General features: G+C 62.4%; 12 protein-coding genes. 3 read left to right on the forward strand and 9 right to left on the reverse strand.

Annotated elements, in window-relative coordinates:
- Positions 1 to 93: 93 nt before the first annotated feature.
- The gene (locus tag V1286_RS14295) at positions 94 to 1,134 is read right to left on the reverse strand and encodes a peroxiredoxin (RefSeq protein ID WP_417021139.1); all 1,041 of its coding nucleotides are present in this window, start codon (positions 1,132 to 1,134) and stop codon (positions 94 to 96) included.
- On the opposite strand from V1286_RS14295, the gene V1286_RS14300 reads away from it, so the two are divergent.
- Positions 1,078 to 4,749: a YhdP family protein gene (locus V1286_RS14300; RefSeq protein ID WP_334480453.1), complete on the forward strand. Its 3,672-nt coding sequence runs from the start codon at positions 1,078 to 1,080 to the stop codon at positions 4,747 to 4,749. The genes V1286_RS14295 and V1286_RS14300 overlap by 57 nt on opposite strands.
- Before the next feature lie 241 nt (positions 4,750 to 4,990).
- Here V1286_RS14300 and V1286_RS14305 read toward each other — a convergent pair whose 3' ends face one another.
- From V1286_RS14305 to tyrS, 7 genes are all read right to left on the reverse strand, one after another.
- Complete coding sequence (locus V1286_RS14305; RefSeq protein WP_334480455.1) at positions 4,991 to 5,269, reverse strand: DUF3325 domain-containing protein; 279 nt, start codon at positions 5,267 to 5,269, stop codon at positions 4,991 to 4,993.
- The gene (locus V1286_RS14310) at positions 5,266 to 6,840 is read right to left on the reverse strand and encodes a PepSY-associated TM helix domain-containing protein (RefSeq protein ID WP_334489669.1); all 1,575 of its coding nucleotides are present in this window, start codon (positions 6,838 to 6,840) and stop codon (positions 5,266 to 5,268) included. The genes V1286_RS14305 and V1286_RS14310 overlap by 4 nt, the downstream gene beginning before the upstream one ends.
- 65 nt (positions 6,841 to 6,905) lie before the next feature.
- A complete protein-coding gene (locus tag V1286_RS14315; RefSeq protein WP_334480456.1) occupies positions 6,906 to 7,187 on the reverse strand; it encodes a DUF3649 domain-containing protein in 282 nt (93 codons plus the stop codon).
- A complete protein-coding gene (locus tag V1286_RS14320; RefSeq protein WP_334480457.1) occupies positions 7,184 to 7,912 on the reverse strand; it encodes a cobalt ABC transporter substrate-binding protein in 729 nt (242 codons plus the stop codon). Before V1286_RS14320 ends, V1286_RS14315 begins: the two co-directional genes overlap by 4 nt.
- Positions 7,913 to 8,059: 147 nt before the next feature.
- Positions 8,060 to 10,378, reverse strand: coding sequence for a TonB-dependent receptor (locus V1286_RS14325; RefSeq protein ID WP_334480458.1), 2,319 nt, complete (start codon positions 10,376 to 10,378; stop codon positions 8,060 to 8,062).
- Positions 10,379 to 10,489: 111 nt separating this feature from the next.
- Positions 10,490 to 11,737: an MFS transporter gene (locus tag V1286_RS14330; RefSeq protein ID WP_334480460.1), complete on the reverse strand. Its 1,248-nt coding sequence runs from the start codon at positions 11,735 to 11,737 to the stop codon at positions 10,490 to 10,492.
- Positions 11,738 to 11,806: 69 nt separating this feature from the next.
- Positions 11,807 to 13,060, reverse strand: a complete 1,254-nt coding sequence (gene tyrS / locus V1286_RS14335; protein ID WP_334480461.1) for a tyrosine--tRNA ligase — start codon at positions 13,058 to 13,060, stop codon at positions 11,807 to 11,809.
- A gap of 176 nt (positions 13,061 to 13,236) precedes the next feature.
- On the opposite strand from tyrS, the gene V1286_RS14340 reads away from it, so the two are divergent.
- Both V1286_RS14340 and V1286_RS14345 read left to right on the forward strand, forming a co-directional pair.
- Positions 13,237 to 14,337 carry an anhydro-N-acetylmuramic acid kinase gene (locus tag V1286_RS14340; RefSeq protein WP_334480462.1) on the forward strand — a complete coding sequence of 367 codons (1,101 nt, stop codon included), beginning with the start codon at positions 13,237 to 13,239 and terminating at the stop codon, positions 14,335 to 14,337.
- Positions 14,338 to 14,454: 117 nt separating this feature from the next.
- Positions 14,455 to 15,132, forward strand: a complete 678-nt coding sequence (locus V1286_RS14345; RefSeq protein WP_334480463.1) for a glutathione S-transferase family protein — start codon at positions 14,455 to 14,457, stop codon at positions 15,130 to 15,132.
- A 118-nt stretch (positions 15,133 to 15,250) separates the two neighbouring features.
- Here the strand turns inward: V1286_RS14345 and V1286_RS14350 are convergent, their stop codons facing one another.
- A complete protein-coding gene (locus V1286_RS14350; protein ID WP_025589847.1) occupies positions 15,251 to 15,898 on the reverse strand; it encodes an alpha/beta hydrolase in 648 nt (215 codons plus the stop codon).
- Positions 15,899 to 16,094: the final 196 nt, after the last annotated feature.

The following is a 16,094-nucleotide window of genomic DNA, read 5'->3' on the forward strand; positions in this document are numbered from 1 at the left end:
CCCGCGCCGGTCGGAGATGAGTTCCGTACGGCTCAATTTGCGTGCCGATTTGACCCTTTCATGGTTAATTTTTGGGAAATGGAACCTGTCAAATCAGAGGGCGCGGACGGCGGCCAGCACGTCGTCGGCATGGCCGTCGACCCGCACATGACGCCAGATTTTGGCGACTCGACCATCGGCCCCGATCAGAACCGTCGTTCGAATGATTCCCATGAAGCTCCTGCCGTACATCGATTTTTCGCCCCAGGCGCCATAGGCCTCCAGCATCTCATGCTGCTCATCCGAGATCAGAGGAACCGAAAGCCGGTGCTTGCTGCGGAAGGATTCCTGGGCTTTTACGGTGTCGGCCGAGATGCCGAGGACCGCGGCTCCCTCATCGGCAAACGCGCTCTCGAGCCGCGTGAAGTCGATCGCTTCCCGGGTGCAGCCGGGGGTGTCGGCGCGGGGATAGAAGAACAGCACCAGTTTCTTGCCAGCATAGTCGGCCAGCGAGACGCTACTGCCGCCATCGCGGGGCAGCCTGAAGGAGGGAGCCATCGCGCCCTCGACCAGTTCGGTTCCCAGATCCGGTTTGGGCGGAGCCGATAGATTGGATTTTAACGGTTTCGATGGCGGCTTGTGCGACGCTTCGGCAGGAGCGGCTTTGGCGGTTTTGGCCATCTTGTCCGGTTTTCTGACGGTTGCCTTGGCGGCGGATTTGGCTGCCTTGCTGGCGACCTTGGCGGCAGGCTTTTTGGCCGATGTCGTGTCGCTGCGGCTAGCGGCTTTGCGAGCGGGTTTGGCCGCGGCTGGTTTTGGGGCGGGCGTCTTGCGGCTTTTGGGGGCTGGCTTGGAGGATTTCTTGCGCGTTTTCTTGGACATACGCCTTCCTTTCGTCGCTTTCCGCAGATCAACCATTAGGGTATTGCGGGTCTTGCCTCTGACCGTCGGATTCGCTCCGGCCGCTGGGCAAGTTTGATGACCCGGGAGTATGGTTACAAGGAATTCGACGCTACCCCCGTCCGCTCGTCGATGGGACCGCCCAATCAATCCTTGGGCCCGACCACGAGTAACAGTATTAATCGAGGATTGGCAGCGATGCCGGCACAGGAGCGCTCGATAACGATCGAAGAGCGCGCCGTTGGCGGCGATCAATCTCAGCGCCGACACCGAGAGGCAATGGCTAGGAACACTTCGCCCAAGGGGTCGAATCCGCGTGCCGAGGCCCACAACTCTCAGTGGGATGATGCGGGCGGCTGGGATCAAGAGCCTGACGAGGCGGCGCGCCATCGGGCAAAGCGGCTGCTCTCCCGCCCCAGTTCCGGCCGGCTGGGCGACAAATTTGCAGCGCTGCAACTCCAGCTGACCGGCGAACGCTGGGTCAAGCGCCTGGCGATCGTGATTGCCGTGCTGGCGGTAATCTTCACCAGTTGTTTTGGCGGTCTGTGGTGGCGGCTCGGCGCCGGGCCCATCAATCTCGATATGGCAACGCCTTGGCTGGCGGCCGCTATCGAGGAAAATATCGGCCATGGAAATACGGTCGAGGTCGGCGGTACGCAGATCGAGCGGGCCGGACGGATTCGAATCGCGGTGCGAATCCGCGACATCGTGGTTCGCGACCGTGACCAGGTCGTCGTCGCCACCGCGCCGAAGGCCGAGGTGAAACTGTCAGGCACGGCGCTTCTGATGGGACGGCTGCGTGCCGAAAGCCTCAATCTGGTCGATGCCGAACTCGCGGTGCGAATCACGCCGGACGGCCAGGTGACGGTGTCTGCCGGCGACACCGCCAAACCGCTGGCGACCGGCGTTGCCTCCAAGCGCGATGCCGGCATGGCGCCGACATTCCCCCGTCCAGCGCCTGCGCCCGCCCAGGGCGTGACGGCGACGGTGCCCGACACGACGCAGAACGGATTGCTGGCCAGCCTCGATTGGCTCGACAGCCTCAGCCTTAGCGGCCTCGACGGTCAGAACCTGAACGAGATCGGCCTCAAGAACGGCAATCTCGTCGTCGACGACCAGCAGCGCGGCAACAAATGGACGTTCGACAATATCAGCCTCAGCATGCGCCGGCCGAGCGGCGGCGGGGTCGCGGTGAGCCTTGGCGAGGAGGGCGCACGCCCGTGGTCGCTCAAGGTCGTGGTCGGGCCGCCGCAGAACGGCGTGCGGTCGGTCGATCTTCGCGCCGACAAGGTGCCGGCCGCCAACATCCTGCTGGCGATGCGGGTCAAGGATCTCACCTATAGTGCGGAATTGCCGCTGTCTGGTGAGCTGAAGGGTGAACTGGGGCGCGATGGCGTGCCGACCTATTTGCGCGGCAAGGTCATCGCCGGGGCCGGGAACCTGATCGATAGCGATACGCCCGATTATCCGATGCCGATCGATTCGGCGGAGATGAGCGTCGAATGGGATTCCGGACGGCGGGTGCTGGTCGCGCCCTTCAAGGTCGTTTCCGGCGCGAACCGGATTACGTTGCTGGGTCATCTCGAACCGCCGAACGGCGCCACCACCGAATGGCAGGCGGGCCTTAGCGGCGGCACGATCCTGCTCGCCGGCACCGACAACGAACCGCCGCTGATCTTCAATCGCATCGCGATCGGGTTGAAGTTCGACACCGACCGCAAGCGCGTGCTGCTCACGCAGGCCGATATCAGCAATGGCGAGATCGGCATCGCCGGCACTGGCAGCGTCGACTATGCGAACGAGGCGCGTCTGCAGCTTGGTTTCGCGGGCACGCCGATGTCGGCATCGGCGCTGAAACGGATGTGGCCGGTCCTGATCGTGCCCGAAGTGCGCGAATGGGTGATCGAGCGGATCGAGAAGGGTACGCTTCAGCGTATCGAGGTCGGCGTCAATTCGCCGGTGCGTAACTTGTCGCGCAAGGGGCCGCCGATTCCGGATGATGGTCTCGCCGTCAACATCGTGGCCTCCGGCGTCACGGTGCGCCCGGTGGATGAAATGCCCTCGGTTCGCGATGCCGATTTGAAGGCGCGGGTCACCGGCCGCACCGCGACGGTGACGATCGGGCAGGGCGTCGCCGACACGCCGGCCGGACGCAAGATCAACATTTCGGATTTCATCTTCGAGGTGCCGGACATGGCGCCGAAGCCGTCACCCTCGCGGGTGAAGTTCAGGGTCGATGCTCCGGTGCCGGCCGCCGCAGAGATTCTCGCCTCAGACCGTCTCAGCGACGTCTCCGGCACCTTAATCGATCCTAACTCCAGCAAGGGCAACATTACCGCCTCCATCACGATGGGCATGCCGGTCAAGGGCTCGCTGACCAAGGCCGACACCACCTACGCCGTCACGGCCGATCTCTCCGGGTTTGCCGCCGACAAGCTCGTGATGAACCAGAAACTGGAATCCAATACGCTGAAGCTGGTCGCCAACAATTCCGGCTACCAGGTCAAGGGCGACGTCAAGATCAACGGTCAGCCAGCCTCGCTTGACTATCGCAAGCAGAACGAGGGCGACGCCGACATCAGGCTGCAGGCGACGCTCGATGACGCCAGCCGCCAACGCCTCGGGATCGATCTCGGGTCCGCCGTCAGCGGCTCCATTCCGATCAAGGTGATCGGCAAGATCGGCGAGAACGACAGCCGCGTCGGCATCGAGGCCGATCTGACCTCGCTACGTCTCGACAACATCCTGCCGGGCTGGGTCAAGGTGCCCGGCAAGTCGGGCAAGGCGACGTTCATCGTGGTGAAGAAGGAACAATCGACACTGTTCCAGGACATCGTGGTCGAGGGCGGCGGCGTCTCGATCAAGGGATCGCTGGAAGTCGACCAGAATGGCGACCTGTTGAATGCGAACTTCCCGACCTACGCGCCATCGGACGGCGACAAGACCTCGCTGAAAGCCGAACGCGGCGCTGACGGCGTCGTGAAGGTCATGATGCGCGGCGACGTGTTCGACGGCCGCGGCTTCCTCAAGTCGGCGATAACAGGCAAGGAGGCCGATCCCAAGAACAAGTCCAGGAATATCGACCTCGACATCGACCTCAAGCTCGGCGCGGTGGCGGGATTCAACGGCGAGGCGTTGCGCAGCGTCGATAGCAAGTTCTCCCGCCGCAACGGCATCGTGAAAAACTTCACGCTGTCCGGCAAGGTCGGACGCGATACGCCGGTGACCGCGGATTTGCGCGGCCGCGCGCAGGGGCAGGGCCGGGACATCATCATCCTGCAGACCGGTGATGCGGGTGCCTTCTTCCGGTTCACCGACATGTACTCCAAGATTATTGGCGGCCAGCTCGAACTCGCGTTGGAGCCTCCGACCGTCGAACCCAGCGCCAAGGAAGGCCTGATCAACGTCCGCAACTTCTCCATCAAGGGCGAGGCTTCGCTCGACCGTGTGGCTGCTGGCGGCTCAACCGGCACGCAGAGCGGCGTTTCCTTTACGGCGTTGCGAGCCGAGTTCACCCGGCAGAATGGACAGCTCGCGATCCGCGATGGTGTCGTGAAAGGACCGATGGTCGGGGCGACCATCGAAGGCAGCATCGATACCGTCGTCAACCAAGTTCGGATGAGCGGCACCTTCGTTCCGATGTACGGGCTGAACAACATGTTCGGCCAGATTCCGGTGCTTGGCCTGTTCCTCGGCAACGGCAACAATGAGGGCCTGATCGGCGTGACCTATGAGGTCGTCGGTACGCCGGGCCAGCCCGTGCTGCGCGTCAATCCGATTTCGGCGATCTTTCCGGGCGTGACGCGAAAGATCATGGAATTCAACACCGGCAAGCAGAACAACCCGATCGAATTCCCGCCGAATAATTAAGGCGGATCGGGTTGGAGTCGAATCGGTACGCCGTCAGCGCGAAGCATTAACGATTTCGTGTCCCGGCCGCGTGCAGATGCTCTTGGGCGGCACACCGCAGGGCCCAGACACAAAATCGCGAAAACAACCCCATGCAAAGTAGAATAAGCCCCGGCTCGCAGCACTTTGGCTGCTCGCGTCCGGGGCAGGAGATGGTCCGCCACGGCCCACCCCAACCTCATTCTGCTCCGGATATGGACGCTTAACGCACCATCCTCGCTTGCCCGATAAGCGCACAAAGCACGATACCGGCAGCAATGCTGGTGTGACCGCTGAACATCACGAGGCCGATGCTCCAGCCCTTCTCGGCGACAAGAATGCCGAGCGCAAACAGTAGAGCGCAAGTGCCGGCAACGCGAAGGACGTAGGTCGTGGTCGGCTGCAGCGGTCTGCCGATGATATCGCGCTGTTGGCGGGGCACGGCAAATGCCAACGCAGTAAAGCCTGCCAGGCTGAGCGCGAAGGGCAGCAGGTGATTCATCCTGCTGCCTCGCGGGAGGTGACGACCGGAGCCTGCCGTTTTGGCTTGATCCTGGACTGGGAAATCGCCCCCTGCCGGGCAGTGCGTATTGCCAAAACGGCATGAAGCAAAGCCAGCGCCCAGCACATCATATCGATACCGGCGAAGACCCGGTCGCCTTCGACCAGGCTATGCCACAGCGGACGTTGCGTCGTGAATGCGTTGAGAAGCGGCAACAGAAACAGCAGCGCTGATGCCGCCCATAATTGCTCGACCCAGGCCGACCTGGCCGGACGTACCACGGCATGCAGCAGCGTCAGGCCCCAGACGATAAAGAATGCGTGAACCTCCCAGTCAGCGCGGCTCTCGAACGGGTGCGGCAACAGGCGGTTGGCCCACAAAAATGCAGTCATTGCGATCGACAGGCCGGCGATGCTGGCGATGTTTAGTCGCTCTACAAGGCGGAAGCCGAAATAGGGACAACCCGGGTCAGGCAGCTTCTGTCGCCGCTTTACGGTCCACATAACCAGGCCCGTACCCACCATGGCCGTACCCATGAAGCTGACGAGAAAGTACAGCCATCGCATTTCGGTGTCGCTGAAGCGCCCGAGGTGGAGTGCGTAAAGCACGCCACGGGTTTCGGCCGCAGCCCCCACCGACTCACGGACCGTCAGCAGTTTGCCGGTGGCCCCTTCGAACTCCATGTATTGCGGACTCATGGAGACACGGCCCGCTTCTCCTCGCGCCACCGACACACGCGCTGCCGCATCTCCGGGATGAACGGCCGTTACGCGCCCTATACTGTCGCGGCCCCAACGTTCCTGGGCCTGCCGCACCATGTCCGCCACCGATGCCAGCGCCGTTTTCTGCCCGCTGGGTTTGTCCGGCTGGATGAAGGCGCTGAGTTCGGCTGAAAGTTGCTGGCGCTCTGCCGGCGTCTTGAAAGCTACTTGCTCGCCCCATGGCATGTACAGCGCCATCAGCGTCACCAGTCCGGTGTAGGTGATCATGAAATGAAACGGTAGACCAAACACCGACAAGGAGTTGTGCGCGTCCAGCCACGAGCGCTGTCGCTTCCCCCAGCGGAAGGTGAAGAAATCAACGAAGATCTTCTTGTGGGTGATGACGCCGCTGACAATGGCCACGAGCATGAACATCGCGGCTGCGCCCGCCAGCCATCTGCCCCAGACCACCGGCATGTAATGGAACTGGAAGTGGAAACGGTAGAAGAACTCGCCGCCTAGCGTGTCGCGCGAGGCGACGCGTTGGCCGGTCGCGGGATCGAAGTTGCCTTCACCGAAGCCGCGCTGGCCCGGGTTGCGCGGAGTTGTGCGCCAGAACGCATAGACACTGTTGTTGCGCTCGTCGGGCAGGCGGATGCTCCACTGCGATGTTCCGGGCGCTATGTTGCCAAGCTCGTCCGCGAGCCGTTGTGCCACCACGGCCTGATCGGGAATTTGAGACAGGCGCGGCAGCTCCGGCCGCATCCATTGCGAGAGTTCATCCTTGAAATACGACACGGTGCCGGTGAGGAACATGGCATAGAGCACCCAGCCGAGCAGAAGGCCAGCCCATGTGTGCAGGGTGGACATGCTTTGCCGGATGCCGGGGCCTGCAACTCGCACATCGTTGTCCGTATTCACGCGCAGGCCCTTCGTCAGGAAACAGACCACGCCAGCGGCAACAGCGGCGCAGCCACGATGAGCAATCCCGCCCAGGCCCTCAGCGCACTGCGCACCGCAAAGACCCAGATCACGGCACCGGCGTAGATGGCGAAGCTCGCCAGCATGCCGGTCAGCACGGCCTGCGGCTTGCTCAAGGGTAGGGCGAGCACGGCAACGCTGAAAAGTGCGGCCAAGGCATAGCCGCCGAACAGCGCAGCCACGATGCGCGAGATCAGCGGGCCCGTGGAGCGGACCCGATGTATCATAAAACTCATTTGCCCGGCGTTGCGGGCGGGCCCGCAGGAATGGGTGTCAGGCCCTTGGCGTTCACGAAGGTCACCGTGGTGGCATAGCTTACGGCATCATATTTCTCGGCGCCGCCGGCCCCCGCGCGCTCACCCGCGCTGCGGTCGTTGAAGCTGACTTCAACCACGTAGGTGCCCTTCCAGGGCATATCGAACTTCACAAGGCCGTGCTCATCGGTGTGAGCATCCTTGGACCAACCCGACTCGGTCACCAGCGTCACTTTGGTCTTGGCCTTGGGCTGATCCTTGAAGAAGAGCTTGAATTGGCCGTCCTCGCCGGTCGGGACGAGATCGAGCACGAGCTTGGGCTGCTGCGCGGTAAAGCTAGTGATGTAGCGGGCCGCGGGATAGAACCAGTTGGTGACGTCCTTGCCTTGCTGTTTCCAGACATAGAGCGGGTAGTTCGCATCCTCCGCCAAGATGCCGTCGCCGGAGGCCGCGGAGAACGGCAGCGTGAAGCCGTTGGCGGTCTTGGTAGCGTCAGACTTTTGCTCGCCCTTGGCGGAGACGAGCGTACCGGTGACCTTTGCAAACTTGTCGAGCAAGCCCGGCGATGCTTCACGCAGGTTCTCGCCGAATTCGCCAAAGCGAACGACGGCATTCTGCCCGTCCGTCTGTTCAATCCAGATCTGATGCGCTTGCACGGGCGACACCGCGACAAGCAGGGCAATCAGGGCTATGGAGCGTTTTGTCATTACTGGCACCTTGGCAGTGTTACGAGCGGGTAGTTATCAATCTTTGGCAGATGCAGAAAGCGCCGGAGCGCGCGCCCCGGCGATTCTGCAATGCGCCAACGCTTCGAGGCGTCGGAAGTCAATCCGTTTGCGTGACAACCTTCCTGTCTAGAGATCGAATGCCGCAGAGATGATGTAGGTTCGAGGTGACGCAACCGTCACGAACGAGCCGGTCGTGAGCCAGTATCTGTTGTCGAAAACATTTTCGATGTTGGCGCGTATCGTGACGGGCCGACCGTTGAAGGCAGTCGCGTAACGTGCGCCGATGTCGACCCGGGTCCAGTCGGAAAATTTCTGCCACGGATTGTTGAGGTTCGTGAGATATGAGCCCGATGTATAGATCACGCGACCATTGAGGGAGAGGCCTGATACCCACGGCGTATCCCAGTCGAGACTGGCCGAGAGCGTCTTGTCCGGCACGCCGGCGGCGTCCTTGCCGATTTCCGCGAGAGTGGATGATTTCGTTATCTCCGGACGCAGGAAGGTCGCGCTGACCATGCCGCGCAGACCCGGCAGCAACAGGCCATAAGCGTTCAGTTCCAGACCGCGATTACGCTGTTCGCCATCATAGACCCGGAAATTGGCCGGCGTCGTGATCAGGAGGGGACGTGCAATCTGAAACACGGCGGCGGTCGTCGTGATCGTGCCCCAATCCACCTTGATGCCGGCTTCCTGCTGCTTCGACTTGAACGGGGCTAGAATTTCACCCCGGTTCGCAAAGTTGACGGGAACGATGATGCCTTGGCTCAGACCTTCCGCATAGTTCGCGTACAGCGAGACATTCTGCAATGGCTTGACAACAATGCCGGCAAGCGGCGTGACCGCTTCCGCTCCGTAGCTGCTTGTCTGCAGACCGGTGGTGGTGCTGAAGGCATCCTGTTCCACCCTCTGGTGACGAGCACCGACGGTGAAGAGGATCGACTCGTTCAGGAAGGACATCGTGTCGGCGATCGCCATACTCCTGAACGTGATCTCGTTGGCCTTCTGCGGCGGCAGGCGAGCGCCTGTGACCACGGGAAGCGGCGACGGGTTGTAGATGTTCGACGGCACGGACTGGGCCGGCGTGTTGGCTACATATGCGTTGCCGTTCTCCTGGTAATAGCCGGTGAAGGCGAGATTGACCGCATGATTGACGGGCCCGATCTGGAAACGAGATCGAATGTCCGCGTTGCCGCTTGTCGTCTTGCTGTAGGAATCGTAGTAGGCGTTGATGAGCCTGAAGTTGCCGAATTGGTCCATGCCGCCGGGGTATCCGGTGACACGGGAATCAGGGAACGTCTGGTAGTTCTCGCCCTCGCGGTAGCCGATTCCGGCATAGGCCGTCAGTGACTGGGCAATGTCGTATTCGGCAGCCGTAGCGATGGTGTTGTCCCTCTGCTTCAGCATTGTGCCGGGGTACCAGTTGCTGCGCGCGTCGGGCACAGCAGGGATGAACGGCACGGTGGTCTGAATGCCCATCTGCGGACGGAAATTCCTGGTGTCGTCGTTCTGTGAAATGGCATCGAGTGTCCAGCGGAAGCGCTCGCCGCGATAGTCGACCCCCAGCGCACCGAGACCGGTCCGCCCGTTGCCGTCGTTGATCGAGGCTTCGCCGTTGCGTCCCACCCCGTTGAAGCGAATTCCCCACTCCTTGTTCTCGCCGTAGCGGCCGCTGTTTTCCAGATGGAGGCCATAGCTGCCGGCGCTCATGAAAAATGGGGTGACACGTGTGAAAGGTATCTCGCCGGCACGCTTGGTGACGATGTTGACACCGCCGCCGACGCTGCCGCCGGGGGCGATACCGTTGATGAGCGCACCCGGGCCCAGCAGCAGTTCGATCCGCTCGATGAAATAGGAGGGAACACGATTGGAGGAGACTAGCCCGTAAATACCGTTCAAACCGATGTCGCTTGCGGGCACAGGGAAGCCGCGGATCTGGAGCGCGTCGTCGAATCCGTTCTGCCCGGTTGAGGCCCGGACCGAAGAATTGTTGATCAGCGTATCCGCCGCTGTTCGTCCCTGCTGGTCCTGAATCAGTTGCGACGTATAGTTCGTCGTGCTGAACGGGACATTCATCACGCTCCTGTTTCCAAGGAGGCCGAGCGTTCCGCCCTGCGCCAGCTGACCGCCGGCATAAGACGGCGCGGGAGTTCCGATCGTATGGGTTGTCCCCATCGTCGTGGCTGTCACGCTTGCCGACACGGGACGCTCGCTCGGCGGCCGCGGCGCAACGCGCGCAGAGCGCTGAGCCGTGCTCCGAACTGTTGTTGTCGTGCGCGCCTGTCGCGCTCTCTGTTGTGGCGCATCGATGGATACTGGAGGCAACGCCTGCGACGCTGTGCTTTGCGCGCTGCTTTGAGTGGCTCCCATGCCGGTCAGGCTTAACGAAACAGCACTCACGGCCGCGCCAACAAGCACGCGGCTCTTATTTTTCTTGAAGCTCACCAAACGCCCCCAACTCACCAGTTGATTGCTGACTAGGAAATCGAAGGGGCGGAAGCAACGGCACTGATTTAGAATTGATGTACGCTTGTTCGCTGGATCTCGAGCATGCGCGTCCTAACGTCGCAGCGCCGGCACGACCAGGAACGGAATCATTCCCAGCACCACCGCGACCAGCGCAAACGCGATCACGGGATCATAACTGTGGGTCCAGTCGTGGATCAGACCGCCGGCCCAGGCGCCGAGCCCTGAGCCAAGGCCGCTGCCGATGGCGATCGTGCCGAAGATGGTGCCGACACGCTCGCCGCGAAAGATCTTCATCGCGGTCGCCGTGATCAGCGGGCCGCGCGAACCGATCATGCTGCCGAAGGTCACGACGAAGGCGCCCAACAGCCAGAAGTTCGGATAGAACTGCAGCAACCACAGCAGGATGATGCCGACGATCGAGATCGCGTAGCTCAGCAGCACCGACGGCCTTCGTCCGATCATCGCATCGAGTTGCGTCACGCCCAGCATGCCGAACAGCAGCACGATTCCGGAAAAGCCCCAGGCGGTCGCCGCCTGCAGCGGCGGGAAGCCGGCGTCGATCAGATAGGCGACGATCTGCGCCGAGATCGCGTACATGCCGACTGCCGTGAAGAAGAACGTCGAAAACAGCGCCCAGAACGCGTGGTGGCGCATCGCGCTCGCAAGCGTCCAGCCGCCGTCGACGAAATCGGGATCGGCCTTCCCCGCGATGTGCGGCGAGCCCGTCGAAAACAGACGCCACGGCAGCAGCAGCAACGGCAACAACAGGCACAGCGCAACGATGCCGAAGATCTGGTAGGCCCCACGCCAGCCGAAATGATCGATCAGAAGCTGCGACGCCGGCAATAGCACCAGCACGCCGGCGCCGGTCGCGGAATAGACGATTGCCATCGCCGTCGGCAGGCGCGGGCCGAACCAGCGGCCGAGCAGGATCGAATTCGGCACGTTGCCGATGAAGGCGATGCCGATCCCGACGGCGAGCCCAACGCTCAACTGGAATTGCCACAGCGCCTGCGCCTGCGAGGCTATCAGGAACGCGCCGCCGAGCAGCAGCAATCCCACCGAATAGACGGTGCGGGGGCCGTAGCGGTCGAACAGCCGGCCGACCACCGGCGCCATCAGCCCGCCCGCCAGCCAGGTCAGCGAATAGACCGAGACCACTTGGGCGCGGTCCCAACCGAAATTCTCCGAGATCGGTTTCAGGAAAACCGTAAAGCTCTCGCCGAGGCCGCGGCCGATAAGCGCCAGCGTAAAGCAGAGCGCCAGCACGTTGAGCGCAACCCGCTCCGGCTTGAGCGGCCTGGCTAACGCATCTCGCTCTGGCGTCTTGTTATCCATCGGACGCAGGGAGCGCGTTTCCGTCCACCCCCGCAAGCCTCAAAAATGAATACGGCTATGCAGGCAGGCTCAAGCCGGCCTGAGCAGGACGTGCTTTTTCTTCCCCATGGAAAGTTTGATGACGCCTTCCGGCGTGAGGTTGGACGGCGTCAGAACCATCTTCTCGTCGGTGACGGCGGCATCGTTGACGCGCAAGCCGCCGCCCTTGATCTGGCGCCGTGCCTCGCCGTTCGATGCGACGAGACCCGCTTTCACGAACAGTCCCAGCACGCCGGCGCCGGCTTCGAGCTCGCCGGAGGTAATTTCCACCGTCGGCAGGCTTTCCGCGATCTCGCCTTGCTCAAAAGTCTGCCGGGCGGTTTCGGCGGCCGTGTTGGCGGCGTCGCGACCGTGCAACAGCGCGGTGGCTTCCGTCGCCAGCACCTTCTTGGCTTCGTTGATCTCGCCGCCCTGCAATGCCGCCAGCTTTGCGATTTCGCTCATCGGCAGGATCGTGAACAGCTTTAGAAACTTGACGACGTCGGCGTCCTCGACGTTGCGCCAGTATTGCCAGAAATCGTAAGGCGAGAACTGGTCGGCATTGAGCCACACCGCGCCCTGCGCGGTCTTGCCCATCTTGGCGCCCGACGCGGTCGTCAAGAGCGGCGTCGTCAGCGCGAACAATTGCGCCGTGCCCATGCGGCGGCCGAGATCGACCCCGTTGACGATGTTGCCCCACTGATCGGAGCCGCCCATCTGCAACCGGCAGCCGGTGCGCCGCGCCAGTTCGACGAAGTCGTAGGCCTGGCAGACCATGTAGTTGAATTCGATGAAGCTCATCTCCTGCTCGCGCTCGAGACGGAGCCGCACCGAATCCATCGTCAGCATGCGGTTGACGGAGAAATGCCGGCCGATATCGCGCAGCATCTCGATCCAGTTCAGCTTCGTCAGCCACTCGGCATTGTCGAGCATGATGGCGTCGCTCGGGCCCGAACCGTAGCGCAGTACCTTCGCGAACACGCCGCGGATTGAGGCCTTGTTGGCCTCGATTTCCTCGATCGAGCGGATGGCGCGCGATTCATCCTTGCCGGAGGGGTCGCCGACCATGGTGGTGCCGCCGCCCATCAGGGTGATCGGCTTGTTGCCGCTCTGCTGCAGCCAGTGCAGCATCATCATGGTGAGGTAATTGCCGATATGCAGCGATGGCGCCGTGCAGTCGTAGCCGACATAGGCGGTCGCCTGGCCCTTCGCGGCAAGCGCGTCGAGGCCCTCGAAATCGGAACACTGGTGGATGAAGCCGCGTTCCTGTAAAATGTTCAGGAAATCTGATTTAAATGCGGTCATGGCGGGCTGCTTTGATCATTCTATTTTCACTGTAATTGTAACTGCTTGCGGAACCATGGCGGAACGGGCTGCCGCAGGGCCGGGCGCTGTGGCATTATAAGATGTCTGTGTTTGGCACAAGCTGATCGTCGTCGGCGGGACGGATCGAGCAGGGCGTTGCAAAGGCACGATTTAACATGATGTTGACGGCGCTTGGTCTGATGAGCGGCACCTCGCTCGACGGGGTCGATGTCGCTATGATCGAGACCGACGGCCGCCGGGTGAACGCCCTGGGACCGTCCGGATACCGGCCCTATACCGACGTGGAGCGCGGCCTGCTGCGACAGGCGTTGTACGAGGCCGCCGACCTGCCGGATCGCGCGGCGCGGCCCGGTTGCCTGCGCGAGGCCGAGCGGGTCGTCACATCTGCTCATGCCGAGGCGGTGGCCGCCTTTACCGCACAGCACCGGATGCGCTTCGACGACATCGACATCGTCGGCTTTCACGGCCAGACCGTGCTGCACCGGCCCGAGAAAAAGTTGACGGTCCAGATTGGTGACGCACCGGCGCTAGCCAAGCTCATCCACGTTCCGGTCATGTACGATTTCCGCGCTGCCGACGTCGACGCCGGCGGGCAGGGCGCTCCCTTTGTGCCGGTCTATCACCGCGCGCTCGCCCAATCGCTGGAGTGGGAGGGGCCGACCGTCGTGGTCAATATCGGCGGCGTCGCCAACATCACCTATATCGACGGCGACACGCTGATCGCGTGCGACACCGGCCCGGGCAACGCGCTGCTCGACGACTACATGTTTCGCTGGCTGAACCAGCGTTTCGATAACGAGGGCCGCACCGCCGCGCTGGGCAAGGTTGATGCGGCCTGGATCAATCGCGCGCTGCAAATGCCGTTCTTTTCACTGCCGCCGCCGAAATCGCTCGATCGCAACGATTTTGAGAGGTTGAAGCTCGGCGATATACCCCCCGAGGATGGCGCGGCGACGCTGACCGCCTTTACCGTTGCCGCGATCGCCAGGGTGGTGCCGCTGCTGCCAAAGGAGCCCAAGAACTGGATCGTGGCCGGTGGCGGCGCCCGCAACCTGACCATGCTGCGGATGCTGCGCGAGTGTCTGCAGCCTGCGACCGTCCGGGCAGCGGACACACTCGGCTGGGCGTCCGACGCCATCGAGGCGCAGGCCTTCGGATTCCTGGCCGCGCGGGGCCTGAAAGGCCTGCCGCTGAGCTACCCCGCCACCACGGGGGTACCATTCCCGATGACCGGTGGCATCATCGCGCGACCCTGATCTGGGTTCAAGATATGTTGATGCAATTGCATTGACCTTGACGGATACATGCATACGCATCTAATTTGGATGCAGATGCATGTAGCGAGGCCTGCTGGCCTCGCCTGGAGGTCCGTCATGGCGCCAAAACTCACGCTGATCAGCCACAAGCTTTGTCCCTATGTGCAGCGTGCCGTGATCGCGCTCAGCGAGAAGGGCATTCCGTTCGAGCGGGTCGACATTGATCTCGCCAACAAGCCGGACTGGTTCCGGAAAATTTCGCCGCTCGGCAAAGTGCCGGTGCTGCTTGTCGAAACAGAGGACGGCGAAGCCGCACTGTTCGAGAGCAATGTCATCTGCGAGTACATCGAGGAGACGCAAGGAGGCGCGAAACTGCATCCGCAGGACGCGCTCGAGCGGGCGAAGCACCGCGCGTGGATGGAATTCGGCTCGACGATTCTGAGCGAGCTATGGGGGCTGGAGACGACAGGCGATCCCGCGATCTTCGAGAGCAAGCGGCAAGCGGTTGCCGCGAAGTTCGCGCGTGTCGAGGAAGCGCTGGGACCGGGCCCGTTCTTTGCCGGCAAAGATTTCAGCCTGGTGGACGCAGTGTTCGCTCCGATTTTCCGCTATTTCGATGTGTTCGATCAGCTGACCGATCTCTCGGTCTTTGCCGATACGCCCAAGGTCCGCGCGTGGCGCGAGGCGCTCGCGAAGCGGCCGAGCGTGCGTACGGCAGTCGGGCCGGACTATCCGCAATTGCTGCACGCGTTCCTGGTGCGCCATGACGCGCATCTGCTGAAGCTGGCGGCGTGAGACTCAGATGTCGCCGTAGCCCGGATGGAGCGCAGCGCAATCCGGGAATCGTCACCGCGTTGGCAGCGGTCCCGGATTTCGCTGCGCTCCATCCGGGCTACGAAACAACACGGTCACGTCAGCGGACGTTGGCGAGCCGCATATCCAGATAGCCGGTCACCGTCTCCATCAGGGGCTCAAGCTTGCCGTCGAAGAAATGGTTGGCGCCGGGGATGATCTGCTGGTCGATCACGATGCCCTTTTGGGTCTTCAGCTTCTCGACCAGCGTGTTGACGTCCTTCGGCGGCACCACCGCATCCTTCTCGCCATGCACGATGAGCCCTGAGGACGGGCAGGGCGCGAGGAAGGAGAAGTCATAGAGATTGGCGGGCGGCGCGATCGAGATGAAGCCCTCGACCTCGGGCCGGCGCATCAAAAGCTGCATGCCGATCCAGGCGCCGAACGAGAAGCCGGCGACCCAGCAGGCGCGCGCTTCGGGATTGATGGTCTGCGCCCAGTCGAGCGCGGAAGCCGCATCCGACAATTCGCCGGTGCCGTGATCGAACGAGCCCTGGCTGCGGCCGACGCCGCGAAAATTGAATCGCAACACCGAGAAGCCGCGATGCGCGAACGCGTAGTAGCACTGGTAGACGATCTGGTGGTTCATCGTGCCGTGAAACTGCGGATGCGGATGCAGGATCATCGCGATCGGCGCGTTCTTCTGCTTGGCCGGATGGTAACGGCCTTCGAGGCGGCCCGCGGGGCCGGTGAAAATAACTTCAGGCATTCATGATCCTTGGAAGTGATCCTTGGCAACGGCCGTGATCCGGCAGAGAAGAAATGCGATCAGGCGTCGTTGGGTGGTGCGCAACCGGCGCTCCCGTGAAACTGGTGGCGGCGTTCTAGCATGAGGCGAGGGGCAAAAAGCAAGCATCTTGAACATCTCGAAGGCAGCTCAAGGCGTTAGGCTGCGATTGCAAGAG

The sequence above is a fragment of the Bradyrhizobium algeriense genome (assembly GCF_036924595.1).
GTDB lineage: Bacteria > Pseudomonadota > Alphaproteobacteria > Rhizobiales > Xanthobacteraceae > Bradyrhizobium > Bradyrhizobium algeriense.